The sequence below is a fragment of the Sphingomonas sp. P3_C5 genome, assembly GCF_056402635.1.
This window is the reverse complement of record NZ_JBFUHA010000015.1, coordinates 21,945-38,800: the sequence shown is the minus strand read 5'-3', so window position 1 is coordinate 38,800 and position 16,856 is coordinate 21,945. Positions and strand designations below refer to the sequence as shown.

Annotated in this window: 18 protein-coding genes; 10 read left to right on the top strand and 8 right to left on the bottom strand. The window is 64.6% G+C overall.

Features of this window, described 5'->3' with window-relative positions; all coding sequences use genetic code 11:
* Complete coding sequence (locus AC1DVS_RS24870) at positions 1-1,548, top strand: S1C family serine protease (RefSeq protein ID WP_478027184.1); 1,548 nt, start codon at positions 1-3, stop codon at positions 1,546-1,548.
* A 362-nt stretch (positions 1,549-1,910) separates the two neighbouring features.
* On the opposite strand, the gene AC1DVS_RS24865 is transcribed toward AC1DVS_RS24870, so the two are convergent.
* The 5 genes from AC1DVS_RS24865 to AC1DVS_RS24845 are packed head-to-tail and all read right to left on the bottom strand — an operon-like array spanning position 1,911 to position 5,931.
* Positions 1,911-2,825 carry a lysostaphin resistance A-like protein gene (locus AC1DVS_RS24865; RefSeq protein WP_478027183.1) on the bottom strand — a complete coding sequence of 305 codons (915 nt, stop codon included), beginning with the start codon at positions 2,823-2,825 and terminating at the stop codon, positions 1,911-1,913.
* Between the two features lie 58 nt (positions 2,826-2,883).
* The gene (locus tag AC1DVS_RS24860) at positions 2,884-3,354 is read right to left on the bottom strand and encodes a DUF1203 domain-containing protein (RefSeq protein ID WP_478027182.1); all 471 of its coding nucleotides are present in this window, start codon (positions 3,352-3,354) and stop codon (positions 2,884-2,886) included.
* Positions 3,351-4,388 (bottom strand): bifunctional DNA-binding transcriptional regulator/O6-methylguanine-DNA methyltransferase Ada, encoded by a 1,038-nt coding sequence (gene ada, locus AC1DVS_RS24855; RefSeq protein ID WP_478027181.1) that lies wholly within the window; start codon positions 4,386-4,388, stop codon positions 3,351-3,353. Before ada ends, AC1DVS_RS24860 begins: the two co-directional genes overlap by 4 nt.
* Entirely contained in the window at positions 4,385-5,236 is an 852-nt protein-coding gene (locus AC1DVS_RS24850) for an alpha/beta hydrolase (protein WP_478027180.1), read from the bottom strand. Before AC1DVS_RS24850 ends, ada begins: the two co-directional genes overlap by 4 nt.
* A gap of 17 nt (positions 5,237-5,253) precedes the next feature.
* Complete coding sequence (locus tag AC1DVS_RS24845) at positions 5,254-5,931, bottom strand: dienelactone hydrolase family protein (protein WP_478027179.1); 678 nt, start codon at positions 5,929-5,931, stop codon at positions 5,254-5,256.
* A gap of 127 nt (positions 5,932-6,058) precedes the next feature.
* On the opposite strand from AC1DVS_RS24845, the gene AC1DVS_RS24840 reads away from it, so the two are divergent.
* From AC1DVS_RS24840 to AC1DVS_RS24815, 6 genes are all read left to right on the top strand, one after another.
* Positions 6,059-6,547, top strand: a complete 489-nt coding sequence (locus AC1DVS_RS24840; protein ID WP_478027178.1) for a hypothetical protein — start codon at positions 6,059-6,061, stop codon at positions 6,545-6,547.
* A 129-nt stretch (positions 6,548-6,676) separates the two neighbouring features.
* The gene (locus AC1DVS_RS24835; protein WP_478027177.1) at positions 6,677-7,231 is read left to right on the top strand and encodes a F0F1 ATP synthase subunit delta; all 555 of its coding nucleotides are present in this window, start codon (positions 6,677-6,679) and stop codon (positions 7,229-7,231) included.
* A 29-nt stretch (positions 7,232-7,260) separates the two neighbouring features.
* On the top strand, positions 7,261-8,790 hold the full coding sequence (atpA, locus tag AC1DVS_RS24830; RefSeq protein ID WP_478027176.1) for a F0F1 ATP synthase subunit alpha: 1,530 nt from the start codon (positions 7,261-7,263) through the stop codon (positions 8,788-8,790).
* Between the two features lie 14 nt (positions 8,791-8,804).
* Positions 8,805-9,686, top strand: a complete 882-nt coding sequence (locus tag AC1DVS_RS24825) for a F0F1 ATP synthase subunit gamma (protein WP_478027175.1) — start codon at positions 8,805-8,807, stop codon at positions 9,684-9,686.
* Positions 9,687-9,707: 21 nt separating this feature from the next.
* Positions 9,708-11,252 carry a F0F1 ATP synthase subunit beta gene (gene atpD, locus AC1DVS_RS24820; protein WP_478027174.1) on the top strand — a complete coding sequence of 515 codons (1,545 nt, stop codon included), beginning with the start codon at positions 9,708-9,710 and terminating at the stop codon, positions 11,250-11,252.
* A gap of 122 nt (positions 11,253-11,374) precedes the next feature.
* Positions 11,375-11,665 (top strand): ATP synthase F1 subunit epsilon, encoded by a 291-nt coding sequence (locus tag AC1DVS_RS24815; RefSeq protein ID WP_478027173.1) that lies wholly within the window; start codon positions 11,375-11,377, stop codon positions 11,663-11,665.
* Here AC1DVS_RS24815 and AC1DVS_RS24810 read toward each other — a convergent pair.
* Entirely contained in the window at positions 11,633-12,097 is a 465-nt protein-coding gene (locus AC1DVS_RS24810; RefSeq protein ID WP_478027172.1) for a DUF6265 family protein, read from the bottom strand. The two genes, AC1DVS_RS24815 and AC1DVS_RS24810, sit on opposite strands and share 33 nt — an antisense overlap.
* 135 nt (positions 12,098-12,232) lie before the next feature.
* On the opposite strand from AC1DVS_RS24810, the gene AC1DVS_RS24805 reads away from it, so the two are divergent.
* On the top strand, positions 12,233-13,762 hold the full coding sequence (locus AC1DVS_RS24805; protein ID WP_478027171.1) for a CpaF family protein: 1,530 nt from the start codon (positions 12,233-12,235) through the stop codon (positions 13,760-13,762).
* A gap of 31 nt (positions 13,763-13,793) precedes the next feature.
* Here AC1DVS_RS24805 and AC1DVS_RS24800 read toward each other — a convergent pair whose 3' ends face one another.
* Positions 13,794-13,979, bottom strand: coding sequence for a hypothetical protein (locus AC1DVS_RS24800; protein WP_478027170.1), 186 nt, complete (start codon positions 13,977-13,979; stop codon positions 13,794-13,796).
* Positions 13,980-13,987: 8 nt separating this feature from the next.
* On the bottom strand, positions 13,988-14,551 hold the full coding sequence (gene phaR / locus AC1DVS_RS24795) for a polyhydroxyalkanoate synthesis repressor PhaR (RefSeq protein WP_478027169.1): 564 nt from the start codon (positions 14,549-14,551) through the stop codon (positions 13,988-13,990).
* A 94-nt stretch (positions 14,552-14,645) separates the two neighbouring features.
* Between phaR and AC1DVS_RS24790 the strand changes: the two genes are divergently transcribed.
* Positions 14,646-15,650, top strand: a complete 1,005-nt coding sequence (locus tag AC1DVS_RS24790) for an alpha/beta fold hydrolase (RefSeq protein ID WP_478027168.1) — start codon at positions 14,646-14,648, stop codon at positions 15,648-15,650.
* Positions 15,651-15,678: 28 nt separating this feature from the next.
* Positions 15,679-16,851 (top strand): acetyl-CoA C-acetyltransferase, encoded by a 1,173-nt coding sequence (locus AC1DVS_RS24785; protein ID WP_478027167.1) that lies wholly within the window; start codon positions 15,679-15,681, stop codon positions 16,849-16,851.
* The last annotated feature ends 5 nt before the right edge of the window (positions 16,852-16,856 follow it).

Here is a 16,856-nt window from a genome sequence, read left to right as displayed (position 1 = left end):
ATGCCCGACACGCGCCTTCCGTCCTTCTTGAACCCACATCTGGTCGTGCTGCTCGCCGGCCTGTTCCTGTTGCTTGGTATCGGCAGCCCAGCCCGTGCCGACGACATCTCCGCGACCGGCCGCGGCGTCGTCCGCGTCGTCACCATCGCGATGGTCGGCGATGAAGTCGTTGGTTTCGGCCATGGCAGCGGCTTCGTCGTCGCGCCCAACCGCATCGTCACCAACGCGCATGTCGTCGAGCTCGCCAAGCGCTATCCCGACAATGTCGTGATCGGCGTCGTCCCGTCCGAGGGCAGCAAGAGCTATGAAGGCAAGGTGATCGCCTTCGACGCGGCCCGCGACCTCGCCCTGATCGAGTTCACCGGCACCAAGCTACCGACTGTCGCACTCTATACCGGCCCGGTCGAAGAGGGCGCGCCGGTTATCGCCCTCGGCTATCCGGGCAATGTCGATCTTGCGACGGCAAGGTCGGCTACAGACTATATCCACCCGCTGTCCCCGATCCGCTCGGAGGGGAGCTTCTCCGGCAGGCGGATGATGTCGGGCGTCCAGGTGCTGCTCCACACCGCGAACATCGCGCGAGGCAACTCAGGCGGACCGCTGCTCGACCCGTGCGGCCGCGTGATCGGGGTGAACTCGGCGATCACGCGCGGCGAGGAAGGCGATTCAAGCTTCGGCTTCGCCATTTCCGATACGGAGCTCGCCGCCTTCCTTCAGGCGGCCAAGCAGAGCTTCCCGGCAGTCGGCACGCCTTGCACGAGCATCCTCGATCGCATCAAGCAGGACAGCGAAGCCGATGCCAGGGCGACCGCGCAGGCCGAGGCGGCGAAACGCGATGCTGCCGCGAAGGCGCAGGTCGCGCATGATGAAGCCCTGGCGAAGGCACGCAGCGATGCCGAGCTGCACCGCGAGAACATCATGGCGCTCGCCGCGGTCCTGCTCGTTGCCGGCGCGCTCGCGATTGGCTTTGCCGGGCTGCTCGAAGTCCGCAGGCGGCGTCGCGAGGCGATCTGGGCGGCCTCGGGCGGTGGCGTGCTGCTGATCGCCGCCGCAGTCATATTCTTCACGCGCCCCAGTGGCGAAGTCGTCCTGCCGCCCGATGCGACACCGACCCACGCGCCGATCGTCTCGTCGACGGCCGCGCTCGGCAAGATGGTCTGCACCGTCGTGCCCGAGAAGAGCAGGGTCGTTTCGTCCCCCACCTCGGATGTCATGATCGACTGGGGAAGTGCGGGCTGCATGAACGGGCGTACCCAATATGCCGAGAATGGCAGCAAATGGGATCGCGCGCTGGTGCCCGCCGAGGAGCAGACCGTCTCCGTGCTCGAGTTCGATCCGGCGACGCGGGCCTATGTCAACATGCGCTACTTCCTGACCGCGGACCAGATGACCGCGGTGCGCGAGATCCGCTCGCAGGTGACGCTCAAGGCGTGCTCGACCGACGAATCGGCCCGCACCGCGCTGTCGAACCAGCAAAGCGCGATCCGCGCGGCGCTCCCGCCTTACCCTAACGAGAAGCTCGTTTATGCCTGCCGGGCCGCGAACTAGCGCTGATCGACCTCGGTGATTCAACTGCATCGTCGGATCGGGCAAAGCATCGGCACGGGACATTGTCAGAAGCCCGACAGCTCTTTCTCATGGTCGGCTCTTGAATGTTTTCCGTTGCGGCACGGCAGCGGTCCGCGCGGCGCAATTTCCCTGATAATTCCCTGATAATTCCCTGTTATTCCCTGTTCCGGGCGGGCCGGATCGAGGGGCCAAACCACTAAGCCATTATAAAATAACTATAGTTTCGGAAATCTGGTGCGTGCGTCGTCGAGAAAAAAATATAATTTCCCTGTTATCGGCAATTAACAGGGAAATTCACATAGCGGCAGGGCCCCAGCGATCGGGCCATCCTCCCCAACGGCTCATCGAGAAAGGACTGATCTTGTCGGCGCACTATTCGAAGTACGGGCCCAGAAGGGTTTGACGAACCGGCCGCGTCGCCAGGCGATCGTCGTGACGACGACGCCGAAAACCGTGCAGATAAGAATGGCGGGAAGCGACGCTTCCGCACCGAACGCGCCGCCGGTCAGCAGGTCCGGGCCGGAAATGCGCGGAATCAATACGCCGTCAACAGCGCCGCCCGAAACGGCGATGCCGTAGATGCCACCCTGGGTAAAATTCCACGCGGCGTGAACCCCGATCGCAGCCCAAAGTCGCCGCGTCAGCATATAGAGCGCCGCAAGCATGATGCCCGCCTCGAGCGCGATCGCCACCGCCGGCAGCAGCCCCGCATGCTGGTTGCCGAGATGCGCCGCGCCAAACAGGGCCGCCGAGACAATGAGCGCGATCCATGTCCCCAGCGAGGACTCGACTAGCCGGAAGATGATGCCACGAACGACGATCTCCTCACCCACTCCAGAGACTAACGACAGTGCCAGCACCGGAAGAAGCACATTTGCCGGATGCTCGCCGATCACATGATAGCCGCCGAAAAGCGCAATGACGGCGACGACCAGCGAGAACAGCAGGAAGCCGGTCAGAAGCCCCACCCCGAGCTCCTTCAACCATCCCGGCGCAGCGAATTCCGCCACTACGGGCCTGCGCTCGACGAAGCGGACAAAGAGAATATAGCCGATCACCGCCGCCACCGTCGCGCACAGGCTGGTTGCAAGGCTCCCGAGGGGCCCATGCGCATGCACCACGGAATGGGCAGCGATCGCCACCAGGATCTCCGGCCCGATGACCATCACCATGCCGATAAGGATCAGCACCAGCGGGAAGTGGATGATCCGCCAGAACAAGCCGCCTGGTGGTGTGACGGGTTTGATCGGTTCCATGGCATGCCCCCTGATTGGGGGCCAGCCTAGCGAGCCTCGCAGGCCCGCGCAAAGAACCTCAGCCGCGATCGATCCGGGCTGCAAAACACCCGCGTTTAGCGTTGTGCGCGTGGAGATAGGCAACCGAAGGGTCAGCGAAGAAGCGATCGATCAACGCCGTGAGTTCGCGGCCCTCGACCAGATCGGCATCGGTCATCATCCCCGCGGCATCATAGGCTCGCACTGACAGCGTCCGGATCGCCAGTTGCTCGGGCACTTCGTTCTCGAATTGCGCGGATTCCGCCGCGCCCTCGCGAACGAAGATGGCGTGGCGCTGGCGATAGGGGGAGTCGACGGGCAGATGCTCATGGTTGAGCAGCAGCATGGTCTCACCCACACCGGCATCCTCGAGCGAAACACGGCAGGGAAAACCGGGTGTGGCATCGACCTCCATCCGCAGCACGCCGCGCTCGGCCAGAGCCGCATCCGAGAGGCCGTACAGCCCGACGAAGGGTGCGGGATCAAGCCCGCTGATCATAAAGCCGCTCATGCCACGCCCTCCCGTTTGCGGAGTGCGACCTTGCGATCGAGACCATAGGCATAGCCACCAAGCGTCCCGTCGCTGCGCTGGGCACGGTGGCAGGGGATGACGATCGAGACATGGTTCGCCCCGCATGCCGTGCCAGCCGCACGCACCGCCCTCGGGTTGCCGGCAAGCGCGGCCAGCTCGGTATAGGTCCGCGTCTCGCCGGCCGGGATGGCGCGCAACGCCTGCCACACTGCCTCCTGAAAAGCGGTGCCCTGCACGTCGAGCGGCAGATCCTGGTCGCGCTCCGGCGATTCGACGCTGGCGACGACGCGCGCGGCGAGATCGGCGAGCGCGCTGCCGCCGGGCGCGATCTCGGCATGTGGGAAACGCTGTTTCAGCGCCTCTTCGCCTTCATCGAACGATACACGGCACAGACCCTTGTCGGTCGCAGCGACGAGCATCGGGCCAAGGCTGGTATCGGCGATGGTCCAGCGGATCGTCACGCCCGCGCCGCCCTTGCGCCATGCGCTTGGGGTCATGCCGAGCCGTTTCGCGCCATCCTCATAGAAGCGGCTTGGGGCTGAATAGCCCGCCTCGTAGATTGCCTGGGTCACTGTATTCTCCTCGATCAGGGCCTTGGCCGCGCGCTGGGCGCGCAGGCCGCGCGCATAGGCAGCCGGGGTGACGCCCGTCGCGCGCTTGAACAGGCGGTGGAAATGATGCGGTGCATAGCCAACCTGCGCCGCGAGCTCTTCGAGCCCGAGGCCATCCTCGCTCGCCTCGATCAGCGCGACCGCTTCGGCCACCGCTATCCGGTCGCGGCCGACCTCATCGGGCTTGCAGCGCAGGCAGGCGCGGAAGCCGGCGGCGCGCGCCTCGGCGCCGTCGCGGTAGAAGCGGACATGCTCGCGCTTGGGGTGTCGCGCCGGGCAGCTCGGCTTGCAATAGATGCCGGTCGTGGAGACGGCGCCGACGAAGCGGCCGTCATAAGCGCGGTCGCGGCGGTTGAAGGCCGCCCAGGCGCTGTCGGAGTCGATGGCTGTTTGCTGTGTCATGCCATCGATATAGGCGGCACGAGCAGAGGCAACATCCCGACACTTGCGGTCAAAGCCGCCCCTCGAAACGAGGCGCCGGAACGGAGCCACGCCAGAATCATCGTCTGCGACACATCGCGGAACGCCAGATCATGCCCCACGCCCGGCACCAGTTCGAGCTTCGCCGAAGGGTTCGCTTCGACAAGAGCATGGGCATGGGCGACCGGTACGAGCGTGTCAGCAGTACCCTGCAGCAGCAATATCGGGCAGCTGATGGCGGGAAACTTCCCGACATTATTGTATCGATCGAGAAGCAGCAGATTGGCTGGAGCGAACGGATACTGCTCGCCGGCGACTCGGGCGAGACTCGCAAAACCGGAAACCAGGACAAGCCCGCCGATCCTGTGCCGGGCCGCAATGTCCGTTGCGGCCCCTGAGCCAAGCGAATTGCCGATGACCACGATCCGGTCCGCGGCGATCCCTTTCGCCACGAGCCAGGCAAGGCTCGCCTCGCCATCGCGATAAAGTCCTTGCTCGCTGGGCGCCCCGGGGTTGCCGCCATAGCCGCGATATTCGGGCAGGAGCACACCATAGCCCTGCGCAACCAGGAACCGGGTCGCATAAGCGCTGCCTTCGAGGTCGCTGCCATTGCCGTGGAAGAACAACAATGTCGGCAGGCCGGGCTTTGCCGGGCGATAAAAGGCTCGAAGCTTCAGGCCATCGCTGGTCTCGATCCGGACATCATCGAAACCCGCCGGGCGCTGCGGGATGGTTGCAGGCATCGGATAGAGGAGGCTGCGCTGGAACACGAAAAGCCCGCCAACCAGGGCGATATATAGCAGCAGCGCCGCGCCAACGATGATCAGCAAGATCTTCCGAACCCGCCTCATCCTCCGTTCGCATGGAACAGCGCCAGCGTCCGCTCCTTCGCGAGATCGCTGCTCGGCTCGTGATAATCCTTGCGCCGGTCCGAATTGAAGCCGTGCCCGGCCTCATAGACATAAACAGTCGCATTGGCATGGTTCGCCGCAATGACCTTCTCGACGCCCTCCATCGGAATGCCCTGATCGTGGCGACCGAAATGGAGGATCACCGGCACCTTCGGCACTTCATCGGCAGTCGGAGGAACCTGGCTGCCATAATAGCTGGAGGCAGCCGCCACCCCTTCGAGCCGCGTCGCGGCGAACCAGGCGATCGAGCCACCATAACAATAGCCGACCACGAACACCGGGCCTTTCGCCTTCAGCGCGTTGACGCAGGTCTGCACATCGGCGAGCGACAGGTCGATCGGATGAAGAACGCGCGCGAGCTCGACGCCCCGCGCGAGCCCATCGCCCGAATAATCGGCCTCGAAGCCGGGATGCTCACGGTCGAACAGCGCAGGCGCCAGCACCTCATAGCCGTCGGCGGCATATTCCTCCGCCAGATCGCGGATATGCTCGGTGACACCGAAGATCTCCTGGACGAGCACGAGCCCGCCCCGCCGCTCGCCCTCAGGCTGGACGTGATAGACCCCGATCTCGGCGCCATCGGACATCGTCATCTGTTCCATCACACCCGGCATACCGCGACCACTCCTTACCCTCTGCGCTTTCTGGGCAGCGACATATCAAGGCACAAGCAAGATTCGTTGCCTGACCCGACATAAAGGATCAGGCTACACTCTGCAGGGTTCGGGGGGAAATGTTGCAATGAAAGTCCGGGGAAAGATTTTTGTCGGTACGGCGGCTCTGGCGATGTGTGGCCTTGCCTATTGCGTTGCCGGCGAGGTCGATGCGGTCATGCTGCGACGCCACGCCGAATCGTCCTGCCGGTGCGAACAACATGGCGGTCCGGGCGCAAGACGGGCGTGCTGGGCAGATTTCGACAAGGAGTTCGCCGCCAAACATCCTCAAATTGGGTTTCACACTTTTTGTGAGGTGTTCATTCGCCCGCAGAGGTTCGAGTGGACCGCCAATGGCTGGCCACACAAGATCACCACAAGCTACACCACGGATATGCTCCCAGGCGGTCCAGTGACATTCTGCAGCGAGGCGGAGGCCAGAGCGGCTGAAAAAGCACTCAGCCAGGACTGGGAACCCGATGGTACGATAACACCAGCGACCGAAAAGCTGGTACGCGACATAGCGCGTGGCCGCGCCTACACACCTGCGCCTGCCGACACACCTTCCTGCGCCTAGCCCAAACAAGCCGACCTTGCATCGCAGCGAACCCGATGCTAACCGCGCGGCGACCCATCCGGGGGGCCGATTCCGGCCTCCCTTTTCGTATGGGTTGAGCAACCCGTTCCAAACGAGGATTTCAATCGCGTGGAGACATCCGGCGGTATTCAAGCGAGCTTAAGCGGACGCTATGCGACCGCGCTGTTCGAGCTCGCGCGTGACGCGAAGACGATCGACACGGTCGAGGCGAGTCTTGCCAATGTGCGTGCCGCACTCGAGCAGTCGGACGAGTTCGCCCGGCTCGTGGCAAGTCCGCTGGTGAGCCGCAAGGACGCCGCTGCATCCGTCGCCGCGAGCGCCGCCGCGATGGGCATCGACTCGACCACGAAAAATTTCCTGGGCGTGCTCGCGGAGAATCGCCGCCTCGCCCAGCTGCCCGCGATCATCCGCGCGTTCCGGACACTCGCCGCCGACTATCGCGGTGAGACCACTGCCGAGGTCGTCTCGGCGCATCCGCTTTCCGCGTCCCAGGTCGATGCCCTGAAGCAGCAGCTTCGCACCCGCATCGGCCGTGACGTTTCTGTCGATCTCTCGGTCGACCCCGCTCTGCTTGGCGGGCTGGTCGTGAAGATCGGCTCGCAGATGATCGATTCGTCGATCCGCACCCGTCTCAACACTCTCGCGCACGCAATGAAAGGCTGACAGCTTCACGCTGTTGGGAAAGGCTGACAATGGATATCCGCGCCGCTGAAATTTCGAAGGTCATCAAGGACCAGATCGCCTCGTTCGGCACCGAGGCCCAGGTTTCGGAAACCGGCCAGGTGCTGTCGGTCGGCGACGGCATCGCGCGCATTCACGGGCTCGACAACGTCCAGGCGGGCGAGATGGTCGAATTCTCGAACGGCGTGCAGGGCATGGCGCTCAACCTCGAGGCCGACAATGTCGGCGTCGTGATCTTCGGGTCCGACTCGGAGATCAAGGAAGGTGACGTCGTCAAGCGCACCGGCACGATCGTCGACGTTCCGGTCGGCAAGGGCCTGCTCGGCCGCGTCGTCGATGGCCTCGGCAACCCGATCGACGGCAAGGGCCCGATCGTCACGACCGAGCGCAGCCGAGTCGAAGTGAAGGCGCCGGGCATCATCCCGCGCACCTCGGTCAACGAGCCGGTGCAGACCGGCCTCAAGGCAATCGACGCGCTCGTCCCCGTCGGCCGCGGCCAGCGCGAGCTGATCATCGGTGATCGCCAGACCGGCAAGACCGCGGTCGCGATCGATACCTTCATCAACCAGAAGGCATCGCATCAGGGCACCGACGAGAAGAAGAAGCTCTACTGCATCTATGTCGCGATCGGGCAGAAGCGCTCGACCGTTGCGCAGATCGTCCGCCAGCTCGAGGAATCGGGCGCGATGGAGTACACGATCGTCGTCGCCGCGACCGCATCCGAGCCGGCGCCGCTGCAGTTCCTCGCACCTTATACCGGCTGTGCGATGGGCGAATATTTCCGCGACAACGGCATGCACGCCGTCATCGTCTATGACGATCTGTCGAAGCAGGCAGTCGCCTATCGCCAGATGTCGCTGCTGCTGCGCCGCCCGCCKGGCCGCGAAGCCTATCCCGGCGACGTCTTCTATCTCCACTCGCGCCTGCTCGAGCGCGCCGCGAAGATGAGCGACGCCTTTGGCGGCGGCTCGCTGACCGCGCTGCCGATCATCGAGACCCAGGCGGGCGACGTGTCCGCCTACATCCCGACCAACGTGATCTCGATCACCGACGGTCAGATCTTCCTCGAGACCGATCTGTTCTTCGCCGGCATCCGCCCGGCGATCAACGTCGGCCTGTCGGTGAGCCGCGTCGGTTCCGCCGCGCAGACCAAGGCGATGAAGAAGGTCTCGGGCTCGATCAAGCTCGAGCTCGCCCAGTATCGCGAGATGGCGGCGTTCGCTCAGTTCGGCTCGGACCTCGACGCCTCGACTCAGAAGCTGCTGAACCGCGGCGCGCGCCTGACCGAGCTGCTCAAACAGGCTCAGTACAGCCCGATGCCGTTCGAGGAGCAGACTGTCTCGATCTTCGCGGGCACCCAGGGCTTCCTTGACACTGTCCCGGTCGACGCGGTGGTGCGGTACGAGCAGGCGATGCTTGCCGATCTGCGCGCCAACAACGCAGCGATCCTCACCGACATTCGCGACAAGCGCGACCTGTCGAAGGAAACGACCGAGGCGCTCAAGGACGCGCTCACCGCGTTCTCGAAGACCTTCGCGTAACTTAAGGGCTCCAAATGGCCAGCCTCAAGGCTCTCAAGATCCGCATCGGCTCGGTGAAGTCGACGCAGAAGATCACCAAGGCGATGAAGATGGTCGCCGCCGCGAAGCTGCGCCGGGCGCAGGAAGCGGCGGTTGCGGCGCGGCCTTATGCCGAGCGCCTCGAAAAGGTGATGGCGAGCCTCGCCTCCAAGGTCAGCGTCAGCGAATCCTCGCCGAAGCTGCTCGCGGGCACCGGCAAGGACCAGCGCCATCTGCTGATCATCGCGACGTCCGAGCGTGGCCTGGCCGGCGCGTTCAACTCGAACATCGTCCGCGCCGCGCGCCGCAAGGCGGAGGAGCTGATCGCTCAGGGCAAGTCCGTGAAATTCTATGTCGCCGGCAAGAAGGGCCGGGTGATCAAGCGTTTCTATCCGGGCCTGATCGCCGCCGACCATGAGATGAGCCACATCAAGACGGTCGCCTTTGCCGATGCACGGGCGATCGCCGACGACGTGATCGCGCGTTTCGAGGCGGACGAGTTCGATGTCGCACACCTCTTCTATGCGCGCTTCCAGTCGGCGCTGGTGCAGGAAGCCACCGGTCGTCAGATCATCCCGGTCGCGATCGACACCAATGCCGTGCCGGTAAGCGATGGCGGCGCCGCGGTTGAATATGAGCCCGACGAGGAAACGATCCTCGCTGAGCTGCTGCCGCGCAACGTCGCGATCCAGATCTTCGGCGCGTTGCTCGAAAACGCCGCGTCGGAGCAGGGATCGCGCATGACCGCGATGGACAATGCGACGCGCAACGCAGGTGACATGATCAACCGCCTGACGATCCAGTACAACCGCAGCCGCCAGGCCGCGATCACGACCGAACTGGTCGAAATCATCTCCGGCGCCGAAGCGCTCAAGTAAATTCGAAGCAAGGAAGAGACGATGGCAACCGCCCCGACGACCCCCAAAAAGCCCGCCGCCAAGCCGCGCGCTCCCAAGGCAGCCGCGCCCAGCGCAGCCGCACCCCAGGCGACCGCGCCGATTGCGACGACCAACAATGTCGGGCGCATCAGCCAGGTGATCGGCGCCGTCGTCGACGTGTCGTTCGAGCAGGGCAAGCTGCCGGCGATCCTTTCGGCGCTCGAGACCGACAATAACGGCAACCGCCTCGTCCTCGAGGTCGCGCAGCATCTCGGCGAGAACACGGTCCGTGCGATCGCGATGGACTCGACCGAGGGCCTGACGCGCGGCCAGGAAGTGACCGACACCGGTTCGCAGATCCGCGTGCCCGTCGGCCCGATGACACTCGGTCGCATCCTCAACGTGATCGGCGAGCCGATCGACGAGCGCGGCCCGGTCGGCCACACCCAGACCATGCCGATCCACGCCCCGGCCCCTCTCTTCGTCGACCAGTCGACCGAGAGCAGCATTCTCGTCACCGGCATCAAGGTCATCGATCTGCTCGCGCCTTACGCCAAGGGCGGCAAGATCGGCCTGTTCGGCGGCGCCGGCGTCGGCAAGACGGTGCTGATCCAGGAGCTGATCAACAACATCGCCAAGGGCCATGGCGGCACCTCGGTGTTCGCCGGCGTCGGCGAGCGTACCCGCGAGGGCAATGACCTTTACCATGAGTTCCTCGATGCGAACGTGATTGCCAAGGACGCCGACGGCAACCCGACGCCCGAGGGCTCCAAGGTCGCCCTGGTGTTCGGCCAGATGAACGAGCCGCCGGGCGCCCGCGCTCGCGTCGCACTGTCCGGTCTGACGATCGCCGAGTATTTCCGCGACGTCGAAGGCCAGGACGTGCTGTTCTTCGTCGACAACATCTTCCGTTTCACCCAGGCGGGCTCGGAAGTGTCGGCACTGCTCGGCCGCATTCCGTCGGCCGTGGGCTATCAGCCGACCCTGTCGACCGACATGGGCGCGCTGCAGGAGCGCATCACCTCCACCAACAAGGGATCGATCACCTCGGTGCAGGCGATCTATGTGCCTGCCGACGATCTTACCGATCCGGCACCGGCCACGTCATTCGCCCACTTGGACGCGACGACCAACCTCAACCGCGCGATCTCGGAGCTGGGCATCTACCCGGCGGTCGATCCGCTCGACTCCACGTCGCGCGTGCTGACGCCGGCGATCGTCGGCCAGGAGCATTACGACACCGCCCGCCGCGTCCAGGAGACGCTGCAGCGCTACAAGTCGCTTCAGGACATCATCGCCATCCTCGGCATGGACGAACTGTCCGAAGAGGATAAGCAGATCGTCGGCCGTGCCCGGAAAATCCAGCGCTTCCTCAGCCAGCCTTTCCACGTCGCCGAGGTCTTCACCGGCATTTCCGGCAAGTTCGTTCAGGTCGAGGATACCGTGAAGAGCTTCAAGGCAGTGGTCGACGGTGAATATGATCACCTGCCCGAGGCAGCCTTCTATATGGTCGGCGGCATCGAGGAAGTCGTCGCCAAGGCCGAAAAGATGGCGCAGGACGCGTAAGTCACCAATAAAGCCCCTCCTCTTCAGGGAGGGGTGGGGCAGTACTTCCGGGCGCCAGGCTCGGTGAGACGTTCCCCACCCCCTACCCCTCCCCGGAAGGGGAGGGCTAAGGAAGAAACAAGATGCTGCACTTCGAACTCGTCACGCCTGAAAAGCTCGTCCGCTCGGAGGAGGTCTATATGGTCGTCGTCCCCGGCAGCGAGGGCGATTTCGGTGTGCTCGAAGGGCATGCCCCGGTCATGTCGACGATCCGCGACGGCGCGCTTTCGATCTATCGGAGTGAAAAAGGCGAGCCCGAGACGCTCGCGATCGAGGGCGGTTTCGCTGAAGTAAGCGCGGCCGGGCTCACGATCCTCGCCGAACGTGCCGGCGATACCGCGTCATCGGGTACGCCGGTACGTCCAGCGCTTTAGGTTGCCGCCCCCGACCGTTGATATCTCCGCGTTGAGCGCGTCGCCCTCCATCCAGTAGCGGATGCGCTGCGGATAATCATGCGACGGGTTCGCGAAGGCGATCTCGCGCGGCCCCTGCGATACCACCGGAAACGCGACACGGGCGCCGCCCTGAGGCGATGCCCAATAGGCCAGCTTGCCGTCCGGCCCGGCGAGGATCTCGGTCGCTTCCCATTCGCGCAGCGTCTCGCCCGCACCGCTCCGGCCCGCCCCGAGCATGATCCCGCCACGTGGCGCCATCCAGCATTCCTCGGTCCAGCGATCGCCGCTTGCCCGCTCCCAGCACCCCGCCATCCAGCCCGGCAGACCGGCGGCGTCGGGTTTCGACTGGGCGACTGCTGTGCCGCTCGCGACGATCGCAAGCGCGGCCAGCATCTTCATCGTCAGGCGCATGATCAGTTCCCAAAAACATCAAGGTAAAGGCAGTAGCGCAAAAATGGGGCAATCTCACCGAACTCCGCAATCCGGTTAGTTAATTGTCAAACCTTGGCCGTTACCTCTCATGACACGTATGAGGGATCCAACCATATGAGTGCATTTGGGCGTCGTCCCGGTGTGAGCAACGGAGCCGCGGCACGCCCGGCCTTTGGCGTCGCGCGCCCGATGCAGGGCGGCGGCAACGCCCGGCCTGCCGAGGCTGACGGCGGCGATCAGTTTCCGCCGATCGCCAAGCTGCCTTTGCCAGGCGGTGACGCGCCGACCGGCAACATGCCAGGCGCCCAACAGGACGCGCTGACCAGGCTCGCCGAACGCCAGAACGCCTCGGGCGATGCGGGCAACAGCAAGGTCGAGGGCTTCGAAAGCTCGATCCACAAGATCAAGGAACAGGTGCTTCCCCGCCTGCTCGAGCGTGTCGATCCCGAAGCCGCGGCGACGCTCAACAAGGACGAGCTGGCCGAGGAATTCCGGCCGATCATCGGCGAGGTGCTCGCCGAGCTCAAGCTGACGCTCAACCGGCGCGAACAGTTTGCGCTCGAAAAGGTGCTGGTTGACGAGCTGCTCGGCCTCGGGCCGCTCGAGGAACTGCTCGCCGATCCGAACATCAGCGACATCATGGTCAACGGCCCCGAGCAGACTTTCGTCGAGCGGAAGGGCAAGCTTGAGCTCGCCAACATCCAGTTCCGCGACGAGGAGCATCTGTTCCAGATCGCTCAGCGCATCTGCAACTCGGTCGGCCGCCGCGTCGACCAGACCAGCCCGCTCGCCGACGCCCGCCTCAAGGACGGCTCCCGCGTCAACGTGATCGTTCCGCCGCTCTCGCTCCGCGGCACCGCCATCTCGATTCGTAAATTCTCCGCCAAGCCGATCACGCTCGACATGATGGCCGGCTTCGGCTCGATGAGCCCAAAAATGGCTACGGCGCTGAAGATCGCTGGCGCTTGCCGGTTCAACGTCGTCATCTCGGGCGGTACCGGTTCGGGCAAGACGACGATGCTCAACGCCCTGTCGAAGATGATCGACCCGGGCGAGCGCGTGCTGACGATCGAGGACGCGGCCGAGCTTCGGCTGCAGCAGCCGCACTGGCTGCCGCTCGAAACCCGCCCTGCCAATCTCGAGGGCCAGGGCGAGATCAGCATCCGCGATCTCGTGAAGAACGCCCTGCGTATGCGTCCTGATCGCATCATCCTCGGCGAAATTCGCGGCAGCGAGTGTTTCGACATGCTCGCGGCCATGAACACGGGCCATGACGGCTCAATGTGTACGCTCCACGCCAACTCTCCGCGCGAGGCACTCGCCCGTATGGAGAACATGGTGATGATGTCCGACATCAAGGTGCCGAAGGAAGCGATCAGCCGTCAGATCGCCGATTCGGTCGAGATGATCATCCAGGTGAAGCGTCTGCGCGACGGCTCGCGGCGCGTGACCAACGTGACCGAGGTGATCGGCATGGAAGGCCCGGTGATCGTCACCCAGGAGCTGTTCAAGTTCGAATATCTCGACGAGAGTGCCGACGGCAAGATCATCGGCGAGTACCGCTCGCTCGGGCTGCGGCCTTATACGCTCGAAAAGGCGCGGCAGTTCGGGTTTGATCAGGCGTATCTCGAGGCGTGCCTCTGATTCCTTCTCCCCGTGGGGGGAAGGACTAAGATCAGCTCTTGTAAGCGATGCTCGCCAGGATAGCCGCGGCGAACAATGCGAGGACCTGAACGGTCGGCCAGTCGATGATCCCGACCTTGTCGAGATCGACTCGTCGTTTGCGCCGCCAGTCCCGAAAGCCGGCAAAGATCGCGAGCGCCAGGCTCGCGCCGGCACCAGCCCATAATTCAACCGACATGGATCAGCTCAATCGCCGAGCTTCTCGATCTTCTCGTGGAGGCGGCTGAGCTCAGCCTTGAGCGCCGCGATCTCGGCGTCCTTGCCGACGGCAGGCGCCTCGCCCGGTGCATCGGCTGGTTTTGCGGCGCCGGGCTTGAACGCGGAAGTTGCCGCCTCGAACATCTGAAGGTTGCGCTTGGCGATCTCAGCGAAGGGCGAATTGGCGAAAGCGCCCTCGACCGCCGATTTGAACTGCTCATGGTTGCGGCGGAAGCTGTCCATCGACGCCTCGAGATAGCCGGGGACCATCGTCTGCATCGAATCGCCGTACATCGAGATGAGCTGGCGGAGGAAATTGACCGGGAGCATCGTCTGCCCGCGCGCCTCTTCCTCCATGATGATCTGGGTGAGGATGTTGTGCGTGATGTCGTCTTCGGTCTTGGCGTCGACGACCTTGAAATCCCGACCCTCGCGCGTCATCGCTGCGAGGTGCTCAAGAGTGATGTAGGACGAGGTCTCGGTATTATAGAGACGCCGGTTCGCATATTTCTTGATAATGACCGGGCCATCGCCGGTATTGTGCTTCTTCATGGGAAGGCTCCCAGCCCCAGTGGTTGACCCATCTGTAACACCCTTTATTGCCGCACCGCAACACGGTCCACGGCCTCTTGTCCTGTTCCTGGAAATGTTGCGCCGCGAGACCGCAGCATCACCCGAGCAAAGAGCCGCCGCGCTCGCCGGATTGCGCGCCTATCAGGAGGCCCCGCGTGGCAAGGCGCGCCGACTCGCTCCAGTGCGCTATCGCAAGGGACGGGCGCGATTGCGCGACTACGGCGCGAAGGGCAGCACCGGCCGGCCGGTGATCCTGATACCCTCGCTGATCAATCCTCCTTTCATTCTCGACCTCAGTCCCGACACCTCGCTGTTGCGCTGGCTGGCGAGTCGCGGCTTTCGTCCGATGCTGCTCGACTGGGGCTCACCGGGGCCGGAGGAGCGCGACATGGATGTGACGGCGCATGTCGAACAACTATTGCTGCCGCTGATCGCGAAGCTTCCCCAGCCGCCGGTGCTCGCGGGATATTGCCTCGGCGGCACGATCGCACTGGCGGCCGCCTGCGCCGCGCCCGTGGCGGGTCTGGTGATGATCGCCGCGCCCTGGCATTTCGCAGGCTTCGGCAGCGCAGCACGTGCCGACATCGCTGAACTTTGGCGCACCGCACAACCTGTCTGCGAAACGCTTGGACTGGTGCCGATGGAGGTGCTGCAGAGCGGTTTCTGGCGACTCGACCCGGCGCGTACCATCGCCAAATATGTCGCCTATGCCGGCCTTGAGCCCGGCAGCGCCGCCGCTGCCTCCTTTGTCGCGCTCGAGGATTGGGCCAATGCCGGCGCCCCGCTGACCTATGCGGCCGGAAAACAATTGTTCGAGGGTTTCATAGGCGATGATGCGACCGGCCGCAGCGCCTGGCGCGTCGGCGGCGTGGTCGCCGATCCGGCGCACCTCCCCTGCCCAGCGATCGACTTCGTGTCGCTTACTGACCGCATCGTCCCCGCGGCGAGCGCCGCCGATCTGCCCGACCGGCACGACCTTGGCGCGGGCCATGTCGGCATGATCGTGGGGCGCGGTGCACGGGCGCAGCTCTGGGAGCCGCTGGCGGACTGGCTAAGCGCGCTCCCCGGCACTAGATAGGCGCGAAATCGAACCGGAGCCGCACACAATGACCGACATCGTCATCACCGCCGCCAAGCGTACCCCTGTTGGCAGTTTCCTCGGCGCCTTCGCCGCAACGCCTGCGCATGAGCTGGGACGAATCGCAATCGAGGCGGCGCTGGCGCAGGCAGGCGTCGCGGGCAGTGACGTATCCGAGGTGATCCTCGGCCAGGTGCTGACTGCGGCGCAGGGCCAGAACCCGGCCCGCCAGGCATCGATGGCGGCCGGCGTGCCCAAGGAGATTCCGGCATGGGGCGTCAACCAGGTCTGCGGCTCGGGTCTGCGTGCGGTGGCACTGGCGGCGCAGGCAATCGCGACCGGCGATGCCCGGATCGTCGTCGCGGGCGGCCAGGAGTCGATGTCGCTTTCGACTCATGCGCAGAATCTGCGCGGCGGCACCAAGATGGGCAATCTCTCGCTGGTCGACACGATGATCAGCGACGGCCTGACGGACGCCTTCAACAATTATCATATGGGCATCACCGCGGAGAATCTCGCCGAGCAATATCAGATCACGCGCGGCCAGCAGGACGAGTTCTCGGTGCGCTCGCAGAACCTCGCCGATGCGGCGCGGTCATCGGGCCGGTTCAGGGACGAGATCGCACCAGTGACGGTCAAGGGCCGCAAGGGCGACACGATCATTTCGGACGACGAATATATCCGCGCTGGCGTGACGCTGGAGAGCATCTCGGGCGTCCGTCCCGCCTTCAAGAAAGATGGCACGGTGACTGCCGCCAACGCGTCGGGTCTGAACGATGGCGCCGCCGCGCTGGTGATCATGAGCCGGGCCGAAGCCGAGAAGCGCGGCAGCCCGATCCTGGCGCGGATCGCGAGCTGGGCTTCGGCCGGTGTCGATCCCTCGATCATGGGCATTGGCCCAGTGCCTGCCACGCGCCGCGCGTTGGAAAAGGCGGGCTGGAGCATTGCCGATCTCGACCTGATCGAGGCGAACGAGGCGTTCGCCGCACAGGCCCTTTCAGTCGGCAAGGAGCTTGGCTGGGATGCGAACAAGGTCAACGTCAATGGCGGCGCGATTGCGATCGGCCATCCGATCGGCGCGAGCGGCGCCCGCGTGCTGACCACCCTGCTCTACGAGATGGGCAAGCGCGATGCGAAGAAGGGCCTCGCGACCCTCTGCATCGGCGGCGGCATGGGCATCGCCCTCTGCGTGGAGCGCTGATCTTT